At 65.5% G+C, this 15,114-nt stretch carries 14 protein-coding genes; 8 read left to right on the top strand and 6 right to left on the bottom strand.

Translation table 11 applies throughout. The features are described 5' to 3' along the window. Window positions 1–344 precede the first annotated feature (344 nt). The 3 genes from RTO53_RS15605 to RTO53_RS15595 all read right to left on the bottom strand — a co-directional run bounded on the left by RTO53_RS15605 (window position 345) and on the right by RTO53_RS15595 (window position 3,290). Complete coding sequence (locus tag RTO53_RS15605; RefSeq protein ID WP_312238658.1) at window positions 345–1,802, bottom strand: ExeM/NucH family extracellular endonuclease; 1,458 nt, start codon at window positions 1,800–1,802, stop codon at window positions 345–347. Between the two features lie 249 nt (window positions 1,803–2,051). Beyond that, window positions 2,052–2,570, bottom strand: a complete 519-nt coding sequence (locus tag RTO53_RS15600; RefSeq protein ID WP_312238657.1) for a c-type cytochrome — start codon at window positions 2,568–2,570, stop codon at window positions 2,052–2,054. Between the two features lie 114 nt (window positions 2,571–2,684). Continuing rightward, window positions 2,685–3,290 (bottom strand): TetR/AcrR family transcriptional regulator, encoded by a 606-nt coding sequence (locus RTO53_RS15595; RefSeq protein WP_256775249.1) that lies wholly within the window; start codon window positions 3,288–3,290, stop codon window positions 2,685–2,687. A gap of 140 nt (window positions 3,291–3,430) precedes the next feature. Between RTO53_RS15595 and RTO53_RS15590 the strand changes: the two genes are divergently transcribed. From RTO53_RS15590 to RTO53_RS15580, 3 genes are all read left to right on the top strand, one after another. Then, window positions 3,431–4,594, top strand: coding sequence for an isovaleryl-CoA dehydrogenase (locus RTO53_RS15590; protein ID WP_312238656.1), 1,164 nt, complete (start codon window positions 3,431–3,433; stop codon window positions 4,592–4,594). 9 nt (window positions 4,595–4,603) lie between these two features. Beyond that, complete coding sequence (locus RTO53_RS15585; protein ID WP_312238655.1) at window positions 4,604–6,214, top strand: carboxyl transferase domain-containing protein; 1,611 nt, start codon at window positions 4,604–4,606, stop codon at window positions 6,212–6,214. A 64-nt stretch (window positions 6,215–6,278) separates the two neighbouring features. After that, window positions 6,279–8,261: an acetyl/propionyl/methylcrotonyl-CoA carboxylase subunit alpha gene (locus tag RTO53_RS15580; RefSeq protein WP_312238654.1), complete on the top strand. Its 1,983-nt coding sequence runs from the start codon at window positions 6,279–6,281 to the stop codon at window positions 8,259–8,261. Window positions 8,262–8,281: 20 nt separating this feature from the next. On the opposite strand, the gene RTO53_RS15575 is transcribed toward RTO53_RS15580, so the two are convergent. After that, complete coding sequence (locus RTO53_RS15575; protein WP_312238653.1) at window positions 8,282–9,454, bottom strand: putative peptide maturation dehydrogenase; 1,173 nt, start codon at window positions 9,452–9,454, stop codon at window positions 8,282–8,284. Between the two features lie 171 nt (window positions 9,455–9,625). Here RTO53_RS15575 and RTO53_RS15570 point away from each other — a divergent pair, with 171 nt between their 5' ends. Both RTO53_RS15570 and RTO53_RS15565 read left to right on the top strand, forming a co-directional pair. Further along, window positions 9,626–9,958: an NHLP-related RiPP peptide gene (locus RTO53_RS15570; protein ID WP_312238652.1), complete on the top strand. Its 333-nt coding sequence runs from the start codon at window positions 9,626–9,628 to the stop codon at window positions 9,956–9,958. Between the two features lie 550 nt (window positions 9,959–10,508). After that, a complete protein-coding gene (locus RTO53_RS15565) occupies window positions 10,509–10,688 on the top strand; it encodes a hypothetical protein (RefSeq protein ID WP_312238651.1) in 180 nt (59 codons plus the stop codon). 21 nt (window positions 10,689–10,709) lie between these two features. Here RTO53_RS15565 and RTO53_RS15560 read toward each other — a convergent pair whose 3' ends face one another. Beyond that, window positions 10,710–11,882, bottom strand: coding sequence for a putative peptide maturation dehydrogenase (locus RTO53_RS15560; RefSeq protein ID WP_312238659.1), 1,173 nt, complete (start codon window positions 11,880–11,882; stop codon window positions 10,710–10,712). A gap of 125 nt (window positions 11,883–12,007) precedes the next feature. Here RTO53_RS15560 and RTO53_RS15555 point away from each other — a divergent pair, with 125 nt between their 5' ends. From RTO53_RS15555 to RTO53_RS15545, 3 genes are all read left to right on the top strand, one after another. Further along, window positions 12,008–12,337 (top strand): NHLP-related RiPP peptide, encoded by a 330-nt coding sequence (locus RTO53_RS15555; protein WP_312238650.1) that lies wholly within the window; start codon window positions 12,008–12,010, stop codon window positions 12,335–12,337. A 59-nt stretch (window positions 12,338–12,396) separates the two neighbouring features. Further along, window positions 12,397–12,795: an NHLP-related RiPP peptide gene (locus tag RTO53_RS15550; RefSeq protein ID WP_312238649.1), complete on the top strand. Its 399-nt coding sequence runs from the start codon at window positions 12,397–12,399 to the stop codon at window positions 12,793–12,795. Window positions 12,796–13,328: 533 nt separating this feature from the next. Next, complete coding sequence (locus RTO53_RS15545) at window positions 13,329–13,673, top strand: NHLP-related RiPP peptide (protein WP_312238648.1); 345 nt, start codon at window positions 13,329–13,331, stop codon at window positions 13,671–13,673. A gap of 65 nt (window positions 13,674–13,738) precedes the next feature. Here the strand turns inward: RTO53_RS15545 and RTO53_RS15540 are convergent, their stop codons facing one another. Beyond that, a complete protein-coding gene (locus RTO53_RS15540) occupies window positions 13,739–14,917 on the bottom strand; it encodes a putative peptide maturation dehydrogenase (protein WP_312238647.1) in 1,179 nt (392 codons plus the stop codon). Between the last annotated feature and the right edge of the window lie 197 nt (window positions 14,918–15,114).

Below are 15,114 nucleotides of genomic sequence, written 5' to 3'. Positions count from 1 at the left end.
GGGATTCAGCGCCTGTTCGCCACCCAGGCGGGATCAGGCCGGCCAGTGCGGGTCACGTCCTGCAGCGCGCTTCGCGGCCCGGCCCCTCCGCAGGGCGGATGTGGGTTCAGTCGTGCGCGAGGCAGTGCCTCGCAGACACAGACCTGCACCCTTGGCGGATCGGTGTTGCCGTCCCTGGCAACACATGGTCCTGTACTGACCGGCCTGATCCTGCTTTTGCAGACGTGCGATGGCGGCGGGGGCAGAGCAGCCACGCATGGCGTGGCTCTACGGTGTGGTCGCGCGCCCCGGCATGCCGTACATCACAGGCCATTCAACGCCGCACTGCCAGCCGGCCGGCCTGATCAGCGGTCGAAGCCCAACAGCAGCGGGTCGTGGTCGGAGCTGCGCCAGGGGCCTTTCTCATTGCGATCGCGGTAGCCCACGTCATCGGCTTCGTCGGCGTTGGTGTGCCATTCGGCGGCGCCGCGCAGGCGGGCGGCCATGCCCGGGCTGAGCAGGGCGTGATCGAGGCGGCCGCTCATGCCGTTGTAGACGTAGCTGTAGGGGCGGTCGACCTTGGCCACGGCGAAGGCGTCGCGCCAGCCGGCCTCATGCAGGGTGCGGATGGGATCTTCCATCGCGTAGGCGTTGAAGTCGCCCAGCAGAACCGCGTCGTTGCTGCCGATGCCGGTGGGATCGGTGCGCAGCCACTGGTCCAGCAGCCGGGCCGATTCGACGCGGGTGGCGTTCCAGCAGGCCTGGTCGTCCTTCTGGTCGGCGTCGGCGCCGGTGGCCTCCGAGCATCCCTTGGACTTGAAGTGGTTGGCCACGACCACGAACGGAGCTCCCTTGCCGGCGCGGAAGGCCTGGGCCATGGGGACGCGGCTGTGCGGGCCGAACGGGCCCTGCTCGAGGGTGGCCGGTGCGCCGACCGGGGTGACCCGCGAGGCGCGGTAGATGATGCCGACCCGGATCGGATTTTCGCCCGGGCCCTTGCCGGCATCGATGAAGCGCCAATCGGCGCCGGCGCCCCGGTCGGCGTTGAGTGCATCGACCAGCTGGGCGATCGCCGACTGCGGGCCGTAGCCGTCGTTCTCCAGTTCCATCAGCGCGGCGACATCGGCACCGAGGGCATTGATGGTGGTCACCAGCTTGGCTTTCTGCGCCTGGTGTTCGGCCAGGGTGCGGGCGCCGCGCAGGGTCGGGAAGCCGCCGCCCTGGCCGTCGCCGTTGAAGAAGTTTTCCAGGTTGAAGGCGGCCACGTGCAGGCTGCCGGCCACGACCGGTACGGCCGGGCGATCCAGCTTGGGCAGCACCAGCGGGCGGGTCACCTGCAGGCGCGGGACGCCCTTGGCATCCACCCGCACGATGCCTTCGACGTTGCGCAGGACCATGCCGGTGCGCAGGTTGGCGCCGGCCGGCAGATAGGCCACCGGGCCAGGATCGCGCGCGTCGCTGCCGTCATCGAGCAGCAGGCGGCGATGCGCGTTGTCGGCGGCGATCTGTGAATGGCCCGCGCTGCGCGGGGCGGCCACTTCGCTGGGCTGCCAGAGGCGGCCATCGAAGGCGACGGTAAGTTCGCCGAAGCGCACCAGCCCATCGGTGCCGGCCAGGGTCAGTGGCGCGGCGATGCGGACCTTCTGCCCGTCCAGCGCGCGCCAGTCGGTAGGCGCGGCGGTGAGGGTCACGCTGGCCTTGCCGTGGGCGGCGGCCGGGGCGGCCGGGGCGGCGGGGTGCGGCTGGGCCGGCACGGGCGCCTGGGCATGGACAGCGCTGGACAGCGCCAGCGCGAGGGCGAACACGAGAGGGGTACGACGCATGGGTGGGACGACTCCGGGAGAATGCGGCAAGCCTGCAGGCGAAAGATGACCGGCGATGGCACGGCCAGCGACCGCTGCAGATGGTAATGCAAGGGCGGGGGTCGGCAGGCAGGTGATCCACGGCATGCGTGGATGCCGCGTGCAACGCGGCAATGCGGGTCATGCGTGCTGGAACGGACAGCATCCACGCATGGCGTGGATCTACGTTCGATTGCCGGGCGTCCTGCGGCATCCACGCATGGCGTGGATCTACTTCAGGTTGCCGAGCATCCAGTCGACGGTGGCGTGGATCTGCGCTTCGGTCAGCGCCGGGTTGCCACCCTTGGGCGGCATGATGCCGCCATCCGGGCCGGTGTAGCCCTCCACGGCATGCTTGTAGAGGGTGTCCTTGCCCTGGGCGATGCGCGCATCCCAGTGGCTGTGGTCCAGGGTCGGAGCCTTGCCCACGCCATTGGTGTGGCAGGCGGTGCACAGGTTGTCGAAGATGACCTTGCCGTCGGTGGTGCCGCCGTAGGCCACCTGCGAGGCGGCCTTGGCCAGGGCGGCGGCCTTGGCCGAGGCCTGCGCGGCGGCGCCGGTACTGCCGGCATAGACCGCACCGGCCGGGGCAATGCGCTGTTCAGTGCGCTTGGCGGCCAATGGAGAGACTTCCGGGGGAATGCTGGTGTGCAGGTAGGCAGCGAACAGAATCAGGCCGAGCGTGATGGCCATCAACAGCGCGATGACCATGGAAAAGCGTTTCAGGAACTCGAGGTCGTAATTCCGCACTCTCTATACCCCTGGCTGGTAGTCGTTGGACCACGGCTTGTCGGCCGAGTATGACCAGCGTCAGCGGGGCTCTGCAAGCCGCCGCTTTCTATCGCAATGCAGCATGGGCGTGGCTCAGCCGCCCGCGGCCCGCAGGCAGAAAACGCAGATCGACTCCACCAGCGCGTGTTCGTCGCCGTGCGCGTCGCGGCTGGGCGCGGTCGGGCCGACCAGCGCTTCGGTGAAGGCACCGACGATGCAGGCCGCAGCGACGTGGGTGTCCTGCGGCGGAAAGGTGCCGTCCTCGATGCCGTCGGCGACGATGCGCCGGAACACCTCGCCGAACAACCGGCGGCAGCGGATGCGCTCGGCTTCCACCTCCGGGTCGACCGGCTCGGCGATGAAGGCATAGGCCAGGCCGGGGCCGGCCAGTGCACGGCGCACGAAGGCGGTGATCGCCCGGCGCAGGCGCTCGGGGGCGGGCAGCGGCTCGGCGGCGATGGCTTCAAAGATGCGCAGTTCGTGCTCGACCGCCGCAGTGAGCACCTCGACGAACAGTTCGGCCTTGGACGGGAAATGGCGGTAGATCAACCCGGTGGAGACCCCCGCCTCGGCCGCAACGGCGGTGACCGGGGCGTTGCGGTAGCCGCCGGCGGCCACCAGCGCACGGGTCGCCAGCAGGATCCGTTCGCGGGCCCCGGCGAGGCGTTCTTCCATCAGTGCGGAGCGTTTGTAGGCCATTTGTTGATTCTATGTTCAATTTTTGAATTTGTGTTCACTTCTTCCGCAAACCCCGCTACGCTGGGCCAAATCGCCCGCGGGACGGTCATTGCCGTCCACCCCAACCGGCGCGTCCCATCCAGCTGTTGCGGAGTCGCCCCATGCACGTCCCGACCATGAATTTCGATCTCGGCGAAGAGATCGACCTGCTGCGCCAGAGCGTGGCCCATTTTGCCTCGGCGGAAATCGCACCGCTGGCCGCCCAGGCCGATGAAGAGAACCTGTTCCCGAATGCGCTGTGGCGCAAGCTCGGCGAGCAGGGCCTGCTCGGGCTGACCGTGGAAGAAGAATACGGCGGCAGTGGCATGGGCTACCTGGCCCACGTGGTGGCGATGGAGGAAATCTCGCGCGCCTCCGGCGGCATCGGCCTGTCCTACGGCGCGCACTCCAACCTGTGCGTGAACCAGCTGCGCAAGAACGGTACCGAAGACCAGAAGCAGCGCTTCCTGCCCGGCCTGTGCAGCGGCGAGAAGGTCGGTGCGCTGGCGATGAGCGAACCGGGCGCAGGTTCGGACGTGGTGTCGATGAAGCTGCGCGCCGACAAGCGTGGCGATCACTACGTGCTCAACGGCAACAAGATGTGGATCACCAACGGTCCCGACGCGGACGTGCTGGTCGTCTACGCCAAAACCGACCTGGAGGCCGGTGCCAAGGGCATCACCGCGTTCCTGGTCGAGAAGGGCATGAAGGGCTTCTCCACCGCGCAGAAGCTGGACAAGCTGGGCATGCGCGGCTCCAACACCTGCGAGCTGGTGTTCGAGGACTGCGAAGTGCCGGAAGAGAACGTGCTGGGCGCGGTCGGCGGTGGCGTCAACGTGCTGATGTCCGGCTTGGATTTCGAGCGCGTGGTGCTGTCCGGTGGCCCGCTGGGGCTGATGGCCGCGGCCATGGATGTGGTGATGCCCTACGTGCACGAGCGCAAGCAGTTCGGCCAGGCCATCGGCACCTTCCAGTTGATGCAGGCCAAGCTGGCCGACATGTACGTGGGCCTCAACGCCTGCCGTGCCTATGTGTATGCGGTGGCGCGCGCCTGCGACCAGGGCCACACCACCCGCCAGGACGCCGCCGGTGCGATTCTGTATTCGGCCGAGAAGGCCACCTGGCTGACCGGCCAGGCGATCCAGGTGCTGGGCGGCAACGGCTACATCAACGACTACCCGACCGGGCGCCTGTGGCGCGATGCCAAGCTGTATGAAATCGGCGCGGGCACCTCGGAAATCCGCCGCATGCTGATCGGCCGCGAACTGTTCCAGCGCACCAGGTAAGGGCACGCCATGACCGTCTTGAGCACCCAGCTGCAACCGGGCAGCGACACCTTCGAGGCCAACCGCGCTGCGTTGCAGGCGGTGGTCGATGACCTGCGCAGCACCCTGGCGCGCACCGCGCTGGGCGGCAGCGACGCCGCTCGCGCCAAGCACACCGCACGCGGCAAGCTGCTGGTGCGCGATCGTATCGATGCCCTGCTCGATCCGGGCAGCGCCTTCCTGGAAATCGCACCGCTGGCCGCGCACGGCATGTACGGCGATCCGATCCCCAGTGCCGGCGTGGTTGCCGGCATCGGCCGGGTGTCGGGCGTGGAGTGCGTGATCGTGGCCAACGATGCCACGGTGAAGGGCGGCACCTACTACCCGATGACGGTCAAGAAGCATCTGCGCGCGCAGGAAGTGGCCGAGCAGAACCGCCTGCCGTGCATCTACCTGGTGGACTCGGGCGGTGCGTTCCTGCCGCTGCAGGATGAGGTGTTCCCGGACCGCGATCATTTCGGCCGGATCTTCTACAACCAGGCCAACCTGTCGGCGCAGGGCATTCCGCAGATCGCCTGCGTGATGGGCAGCTGCACCGCCGGTGGCGCCTACGTGCCGGCGATGAGCGATGAAACGGTCATCGTGCGCGAACAGGGCACCATCTTCCTCGGCGGCCCGCCGCTGGTGAAGGCGGCGACCGGCGAAGTGGTCACTGCCGAAGAACTCGGCGGCGCCGACGTGCATACGCGCATCTCCGGCGTTGCCGACCACATGGCCGACAACGACCTGCAGGCGCTGGCCCGGGTCCGCGCGATCATCGGCCAGCTCAACTGGCGCAAGCCCGAGCCGGCCCTGGCCGTCCAGCCGCCGGTCGAACCGCGCTACCCGGCCACTGACCTGTATGGCGTGATTCCCGCCGATACCCGCAAGCCGTATGACGTGCGCGAAGTGATCATGCGCATCGTCGACGATTCGCGTTTCGACGAGTTCAAGCCGCGCTACGGTGCCACCCTGGTCACCGGTTTCGCGCACCTGCACGGCTACCCGGTGGGCATCATCGCCAACAACGGCATCCTGTTCTCCGAGTCCGCGCTGAAGGGCGCGCACTTCATCGAACTGTGCACCCAGCGCGGCATCCCCCTGGTGTTCCTGCAGAACATCACCGGCTTCATGGTCGGGCGCAAATACGAACACGGCGGCATCGCCAAGGACGGCGCCAAGCTGGTGATGGCCGTGGCCTGCGCCAAGGTGCCCAAGTTCACCGTGGTGATCGGCGGCTCGTTCGGCGCTGGCAATTACGGCATGTGCGGACGCGCCTATTCGCCCAACTTCCTGTGGATGTGGCCAAACGCGCGCATCGGCGTGATGGGCGGCGAGCAGGCCGCCAGCGTGCTGGCCACGGTCAAGCGCGATGGCATCGAGGCCAAGGGCGGGCAGTGGTCGGCCGAGGAAGAGGACGGCTTCAAATCGCCGATCCGCGACCAGTTCGAGCAGCAGGGCCATCCCTATTACGCCAGCGCGCGGTTGTGGGACGACGGCGTGATCGATCCGGCCGATACGCGCCGCGTGCTGGGCCTGGCCTTGTCGGCCAGCCTCAACGCGCCGGCGAAGAAGACCGCGTTCGGTGTGTTCCGCATGTAAGGCACGCGCGGCACCGACAGATGCCGCCCCCTGCTCCGCCATTGGCCCGCGCAACGAGACCTCCATGTTCACCAAGATCCTGATCGCCAACCGCGGCGAAATCGCCTGCCGTGTCATCGCTACCTGCCAGCGCCTGGGCATCGCCACCGTGGCGGTGTACTCCGACGCCGACCGCAACGCGCGCCACGTGCGCCTGGCCGACGAGGCCATCGCGATCGGCCCGGCGCCAGCACGCGAGAGCTACCTGCGCGGCGACGCCATCCTGGAGGCCGCGCGCCGCACCGGCGCGCAGGCGATCCACCCCGGCTACGGCTTCCTGTCCGAGAACGCCGGCTTCGCCCAGGCCTGTGCCGAGGCGGGCATCGTGTTCATCGGCCCCTCGGCCGATGCGATCCGCGCGATGGGCGACAAGAGCGCGGCCAAGGCGTTGATGCAGCAGGCCGGCGTGCCACTCACGCCCGGCTACCACGGCGACGACCAGGCCCCGGACTTCCTGCGTGCCCAGGCCGATGCGATCGGCTACCCGGTCCTGATCAAGGCCAGTGCCGGCGGCGGCGGCAAGGGCATGCGCCGCGTCGACGCCAGTGCCGACTTCATCGAGGCGCTGGCCAGCTGCCAGCGCGAGGCGCAGTCGGCGTTCGGCAATGCACATGTGCTGGTGGAGAAGTACGTCGAGCGCCCGCGCCATATCGAGATCCAGGTGTTCGGCGACCGCCATGGCAACGTGGTCTACCTGTTCGAGCGCGACTGCTCGGTGCAGCGCCGACACCAGAAGGTGCTGGAAGAAGCCCCCGCCCCGGGCATGACGCCCGAGCGTCGCGCGGCGATGGGCAAGGCCGCCGTCGATGCAGCACGCGCGGTGAACTATGTTGGTGCCGGCACGGTGGAATTCATCGCCGCGCCGAACGGCGATTTCTTCTTCATGGAAATGAACACCCGTCTGCAGGTGGAGCACCCGGTCACCGAGTGCATCACCGGCACCGACCTGGTGGAATGGCAACTGCGCGTGGCCGGCGGTGAACCGCTGCCGCTGCAGCAGGACCAGTTGCAGATCCGTGGTCACGCGCTGGAAGCGCGCCTGTACGCCGAAGACGCCGACCGCGGCTTTCTGCCGTCCACCGGCACCCTGCACCACCTGCGGCTGCCGTCGGGCAGCGCGCATGTCCGCGTGGACGCCGGTGTCGAGCAGGGCGATGCAATCACCCCGTTCTACGACCCGATGATCGCCAAGCTGATCGTCTGGGACGTGGACCGCGATGCCGCGCTGCGCCGCATGCAGCAGGCGCTGGCCGAGTGCGAAGTGGTCGGCGTGACCACCAATGCCGCGTTCCTGCGCCGGCTGGTGATGACCGATTCTTTCGCCACCGCCAACCTGGACACCGCGTTGATCGAGCGCGAGCAGGTCGCGCTGGCCCCACATGCTGACGACGGCGATCCGGCCCTGTGGGCAATGGCCGCCATTGCCGCCATCGGCAGCCAGGATGCGGCCCGCATCGACGCGCGCGACCCGCATTCGCCGTGGCAGCAGCAGGACGGCTGGCGGCTGGGTGCGCGTGCACCGCGCACGTTGATGCTGGAGCACCGCGGCAGCCAGCAGCTGGTGACCGTACAGCACCAGGACGGCGCATGGTCGGTAACCATCGGCGATGCCCGCGTGGTCGCCCACGGCGGCCTCGACGGTGACGCCCTGCGCGTGCAGAGCGGCGATGCGCTGCACCGCGCCCGCGTGGTGCGTGATGGCGATGCGCTGTATCTGTTCGGCAGCGGGGGGGCGCAGCGCTTCACCCTGCACGACCCGGTCAGCGAAGCGGACCAGGGCGTTGCCGATGCCGGCAGCCTGGTCGCACCGATGCCGGGCCGGATCGTGGCCACCTCGGTGGCACCGGGCACGAAGGTCAAGCGCGGCGCGCCGCTGCTGGTACTGGAAGCGATGAAGATGGAGCACACCCTGCAGGCACCGGCCGATGGCATGGTGCAGGGGTACCGGGTGAAGGCGGGGGACCAGGTGGGGGATGGGGCGGTGCTGGTGGATTTCGAGGCGGAGTAACGATTGCCAGGAGTGGGCTGTTAGTCGGCCCGCTCCCACACCTGTTCAAGCGGATCCAATTCGGCGGTCAGCATCCGTGTGGACCGCCAACCAAAGCCGCAGACCGCCAGCGCCCCTTGCTGGATCGGGTCAAGGCCAAAGCCTCGCTCCAGGTGTTTTTCATTGATTGCACCGGTGACGAACGCACCCAAGCCCAGATCGGTAGCCGACAGGTACAGCGTCTGCGACAGATGGCCCGCTTCCAGGGTTACCACTCGGTAGCCCTTGGCATGACGACGGTACTTCCAGAAGGTGCGATCGAAGCGAGGGACCATGGCTACCAGGCAATGGGCATTGGCAAACCAGTGTTGCTGGCCGACGCTCTCCATTATGAAGTCGCGCAGTCCTTGGTCCGGTGTGGGCAGGGGAAGCAGGCGGTGGCTGTCAGCCAGATAGCGATACAGCCCCGGCGTGATGCCCTCGACCTGCTGGATCATCAGGTAAGCCTCCATCGGATGAAGTCCACCACCAGACGGACTGTTTTTCTTGAAGAAGACTAGGTCGTCGCTCACCTTCACCTGGGCCTGCGCGGCGAACACACGTCTCAGCATTCTGCTGAAGAGGTCGGTCGTCAGCGGGCGGCTATCATCGAAATTCCGACATGTAGCTCGCCTCAGCAAAAGCGAATCGAAGGCGTTTTGCTCCGAGTCCGGCAATGAAAAACTGTGCTCCTCTGCCGCCGGAACCGTCATCAAGGGCGGAGGACCGAGGACCTCACGCATGCTGGTCGCAGTGACCGTACCCGAATCCTCGGTGTTCTTCACCGCATCAACGTTATCCCAGCGCGTGAAAGCATGCAGGATGGCCCCCAACGGATGCCAGTAAGACTCGCGGAGACGCTGCTCCCTTAGCTGGTGATCTCGCCCGGGCCCCACTGCAACGCTCTCAAGCACAAGCCCGCAGTCGATCAAGGCCGCTATTTCCTCTACTGTAGCGATAGAGTCGCCCGGCTCCACCCACTGGCTTGGACTTAAAGTACCAAGGATTTCGCGCTGGTGGGCGCTGACAACTACAGGAGCGTCAAGATGTGGAGCGAGAGCTACCCATTGCAGGGTACGGACCATACCATTCCCACCGGAAAGTAGATCCTGCAATTGGAACACCACCTCTTCGCGGGGCTCAAGCAGCAAGATTTCACAGCGGCGTATCGACATGAGTGTTCCGGCGTTCCTTACAGTTAAAGGCGCGCACCCATATATTTCATCGGGGCAGCGAGAGTCCAACTACTGGCTTGCGCCCGTAGTATGAGAGTTGGGCCAATGCTAACCTAGCCTTGCCGCCGGGCAGTCGGTCTCTGCCTTTCAGTAGCGTAACTGGAGATAATCATGTCGTTGCCCTCCCTGGATGCCGGCGTCGCGCGGCGCCTGATCGACCGCCTGTCCTCAGATGATGGATTCCGCGCCTTGTTTGCTCGAAATCCAGGTAATGCACTGCTGCAAGTCGGCTTTGATGCCGAACGTCATCCAGAAGAATGGAAGGCCTTGAGCGTGTGCTTCCTCGTGGGAGAGCTTGCATCGAAGGAGGCAATCTTTGCTGCGCGCAGCGAGATTGATACGATGCTTACGGCTGGTCTCGGTCAGATTGTGCCCGCCCTCGATGCCAATCTCGATCATTCCCATACATTGAAGAAATCGAGTTGGGTCGCGCAGGCCGCCTGAATCAGGCAGTTGCCGGATGCGCAATTTTCGTTGCGCACCCACCAATTGAATTGAGCTACGCGCATCGGCTACCGACACCCGACACCCGATACCAGAGCGCGGGATGTATTCAATAGCGAGCTGAGTACGCGGCTGGCCCGATCAAATGCCGCCATCGCCAGCGATTGGTAACTGTTGCCAACCAGCTCACACGCAGGCATACACGGTGGTCTCCGCCTCCATCAGGCCTGACATAACTCGGCTTGGGCGGAGGTGGTTTCGGCGAGGTCCACAATCGCCTTACACCCCAAATTCGATATCGAGCCCATCTGGCCCCCAGAGCATTACGGCCAGGGTCCCGACGCCATCAAGTCGAATCCGATCAGGCCCCGGCCGACGGCGTGGTGCAGGGCTACCGGGTCAAGGCCGGCGACCAGGTGCGGGATGGTGCGGTGCTGGTGGATTTGGAGGCGGAGTAAGCGTTACTGCCGCTCTGCCAAACATGCCGTAGAGTGCGGCGTCAGCTGTCTGATTTTTCCCGTCGTGCAACCTAATTACTGGAGTACATGCAATGGATCAATCCCCGACCGCGCACCCGCCGTTCCCGCTGGCCTGTGCCCATCAGCTCCTGACCCTGCTCGCTGCCGGCAAGGACCGGCTGCTGGAGAACCTGACCTCGCGGGCCGCACACACGGTGGTGTTCACCTTCGCCGAAGGCGGCCCGCAAACGGCCACGGTCGCGGCGGCCTGAGCCAGCTGCACAGGCCGCCGCTCAGGCGTCGGCCAATTGCCAGACGGCCCCGGCCGGATCCAGTTCGGTCGTGGTCATCTGTGCGGCGCGCCAGCCGAACCCGCACACGGCCAGCACGCCTTCGGCAATGGTATCGAGCTGCAGCGCGCGCTCGATATGCTTTTCGTTGATCGCACCGGTGATGAAAGCGCCCAGGCCGGCGTCGGTCGCGGCCAGGTAGAGAGTCTGCGAGAGGTGCCCCGCTTCCATCGCCACCACGCGGTAGCTCTTGGCGTGTTGGCGGTACTTCCAGAACGTGCGCTCGAAACGCGGTGCCAGCACCACCAGTACATGGGCATCGGCGAACCAGTGTTGCTGGCCGACCATCTGCATGACGAAATCGCGATCGATCGTCGTGTCGGTGACCAGCCGTTCAAGCTCATGGCTGTCCCCGCGATAGTGGTACAGCCCCGGCTCAAGACCCTCCACGTTCTGGACCACCAAATACGCTTCGATCGGGTGCAGACCACCGCCGGAGGGCACGTTCTTCTTGAGGAACACCAGGTCTTCGCCAACCTTGAAGCGGGTGCGGCTGCCAAAGGTTCGTTGCAGCAGCTGTGCGAAAAGGGACAGCGGTACCCGGCGATCCGGATCGAAGTTGCGGCAGGTAACCCGGCGCGCGAGCAGCGCATCGAAGTTGTTGCCGTCCACTTCCGGCAGCGCCATCCTTGCGCCTGCCTCGGCCAGTGTTGGCGCTTCACGGGGCGGTTCTCCCAGGGTCTGCCGCATCTGTTCGGCCGTCTCGGTTTCAGACTCCTGCATGTTGCGCACCGCATCCACGCCGTCCCAGCGGGAGAACGCATGCATCACGGCGGCCAGCGGATGCCAGTGGACGCCGCGCAGGCGGGCATCGCGCAGTGCCGCGGCACTGTCAGCATCATCCTGCGCGATGAGCAGGCCGTGGCCGAGCAGGCCGGAAGCCATCTCGGCTTCTGCGGTGCCCTCCTCTACGTTCGTCCACGTCTGCGCACTGAGGGTACCCAGCCAGGCCTGCGCCGGGCCGTCGAGCAACACGGGCTCGTCCAGATGGGGCGCCAGCGCGTACCACGCTCGGGTACGTGCTACTCCATCGCCCCCCTGCAACAACAGCTCAAAGCGGAACTCGGATGTCTCCCTCGGCTCCATCAGCAGCACCGCACACCGCCTAACCAACATCTGAGCCTCCATCGAAGACATCTTGTCTATGGCCACGGACATGATAGCTTCCGTCCCTGGGCCTCACACAAGCCGGGGCCAGCCAGCGGCGCGAACACCACCACCACAACCTCGAGGTGCCTGCCATGCCGATGTTGAAACTTGAGCCGTCCGCAGCAAAACGACTGGTCCACCTGCTGGCTACCGACGATCAATTCCGCCACTCCTTCGTCCATGACACCGAGAAGGCCATTTTGTCGATAGGGCATATCCCGGAGAGCGCAGAAGAGCTTCGAGCATTTGTCACGCAATGCTGCGCGAATGTGGTGCTTGCGGAGAAGCAGAGCATTGCCAAAGCACAGGCCGAGATCTTCGCGATGCTCACCAGCGGAACAGGCTACAACGTCCCGATGCTGGAACACGGTCGCATCCGCCATGCAGAGGGCGCCGAGGCTATCGGTATCAAGGCCGCGTAGGTACCCGGCCACGACCTGTCGATCTTCCCCTCCTGCGCGGAGGATCGGCGAATCCGTGCATGCAAATCTGCTGCGCCGGGTCGTTCTACCCTGTCAGGATCACGCGATACGCCAACAACAAGGACCTGTTGATCATGCCTGCTTCACCGCTGAAGGTGCCGCTGACTGCGGCAAACATCACGCGCCTGCTCGACCTGCTCTGCACGGACGATGCATTCCGGGCCGACTTCCAGTGCAATCCCACCGCAGCACTTGAGCAGCATGGGCTGCAGGACCCGGGCCTCAATGCGAACTTCGCAGCACCCGCATGCCCGGCGAGTAAGGGGGAGTTCCGCTGCGCGCGGCAACGTTTGCAGCGGCAGCTGACCAGGACGGCCCCCTTCCTCGTCCCCTTCTTCTTCGAGACCGGCAGCGTGCATCTCCCGCCGCAGCCCACGCATATTTTGGATGCTGCGTAGTACTCAATCCGTACTGTTTCGAATCGAGCGCTGCATACACCACGATGCCGGCCACAGCGGCCGCCTGATCCACTCCCAAATCAGATTCCAGCCATGCCACTTCCCGTCTTGACCCGACCCGCACCGACCGATACGCCCGCGGCACCGCCGAAGATGCCGCCCCACGTGGCCATCGCACTCTTGGACCGTCTGTGCACGGACGATGTCTTCCGCGCCCAGTTTGTGCGACAGCCAAGGCAGGCGTGCCAACAGATAGGCTTGGCCTGGCATGCAGACGCATACGTGCCCGACTGCCTGCGCGTGAGCAACCTCGCCAGCAAGGCGGAACTGCAGTTGGCTCGCGACGCCTTGGTGAACTATCTGTCCAGTCACGGCACCGCGATGACCGTGGTATTCACGTTTGAAGCTGGGCAGGTACACCGCGTCATTCGATAGCGCATTTTCAGTTACTGGACATGTCGCACTCCGCGTGGGTGCGGTTCAAGCATACGCACGACGACCAACCACAGTCACTTATCAGGACTACGTCATTCATGTCACACCAGAAACGCCCTCTTTCGCTCTCCGATGCGATCAAGCTCCTCGATTTGCTCATACTCGATGACGCTTTTCGCGCCTCGTTCCAGGATCACCCCGCGACTGCGCTGCTGCAGGTCAGTGAGGATGCGTCCCGCTCTGCCTTCAACTGCGGCATGCCTGCCGAACTTGCCTCAGTAGCGCACCTGATCGCATCGCGCGACGCGCTGATCACCCATCTGACGGAAGTCTCCGTTTTCAGTCATCCCCACTGCTTCCTGGATGCGGGCACCGACCTTCAGGTGCAGCTGCTGCGCGCTCCCGAGTCCCGGTTCTGCAACAGCGGCCAGGCGCTGCAATAGGCGCTGCAAGGGCCATCAATCGGCTGCGCTCCCCGTAGGCCGGGCAGCGCAGTCGATCCTCCCCGTCAGGCCCGATCAGCCGAGGCCCAGACACGCCCCGCCGGATCCAGCTCGGCGGTGACCATGGTATCGGCGCGCCAGCCGAACCCGCACACGGCCAGAGCTCCTTCCACCATCGGATCAAAACCAAGTAGGCCCTCGATCTCAGACTCATTGATGGCGGCGGTGACAAAGGCACCAAGCCCTTGGACCGTGGCGGCCGTGTACAACGCCTGCGAGACATGCCCGACATCCAGAGTAACGGCCCGGTATGCCTTGGCATGGTTGCGGTACTTCCAGAAGTTGCGTCCAAACCGGCAGACCAGCACCACCATGGCGTGTGCGGAGGCGAACCAGTGCTGGCCCGAAAGCAGCCGCAGGCAGAGCGCATCCAGGTCGTCCGGTTGGGCGGCCTGTCGCCCCAGCTCGTGTGCGATGGCGTGATAGTGATAGATACCCGGCGAGAGCCCATCCACGTCGCGCGCGATAACGTAGGCCTCAAGAGGGTGCAGGCTGCCCGCCGACGGCACGTTCTTTTTCAGGAACCGCACACCAGGCTCGGTTTCCACCTGGGCTTGCGCCATCAGCACGTTCTGCAGCATGCCGGCTAGCATGGCCAAGGGCAGAGATCGGTCCAGCGCGTAATTGCGGCAGGTCGTACGCCCGGCAAGTAGTTCAGCAACGGCATCGGGTGCTATCCGCGGGAGCGGTATCGCACCGGCCATGCGAGCAGGTGCCTCCGCAGGCGGCTTGCCCAATTGCTGGACCAGATCCTGAGCGGTGACCAAGCGGTTTTTTACCATCTCACCCGCGCTGTCTACCCCCAACCAGCGGGAGTGCCTGTGATGGATCGCCGAAAGCGCCCACCAATGTCCGTCACGCACGCGCTGGTCGGCGCACCTTGCCGCAACCGGCTCACCCTGCTCGGTGATCAACAATCCTGCATCCTGCAGCATCAAGACCAAGGCAAGGGCCTCAGGCTCCTCGGGGAACGCCCGCCAGTGTTCCGCACTGCTCTGAAGGAGAAACATGCAGGCGGCCGCAGTCAAGACGACAGGCTCGTCCAGATGAGCTGCACGTACCAGCAGCCGGCTCTCGAACTCGATCCCTGTGCCCCCCGCCAGCAGGTTGTCCAGGGAGAACACCGGCTGCTCATCTGGCAGGATGGCCACGGCGCAACATCGACGATACCTCGAGACGTTCATGCGTATCTTGCCTGGCTATGTTTGGCTATGTATCCAACAATACCGAATCGGCCTGGCGATGGGGCGATAGCCATTGCCAACTCTGATTTACCGGCATCAGCGTCCACACGGAGTACCGGTATGGCGCCCCGGCATGGCGGTATTCTCAAGACCGGTAGGCATTGGCCGCTATGGATAGCGATACCGTGTCATCCGAT

The organism is Stenotrophomonas sp., from assembly GCF_031995405.1.
In the GTDB taxonomy this organism is placed as follows: Bacteria; Pseudomonadota; Gammaproteobacteria; order Xanthomonadales; family Xanthomonadaceae; genus Stenotrophomonas.
Note: the sequence above shows the minus strand (reverse complement) of the source record. Positions and strands in the feature narration are given on the sequence as shown.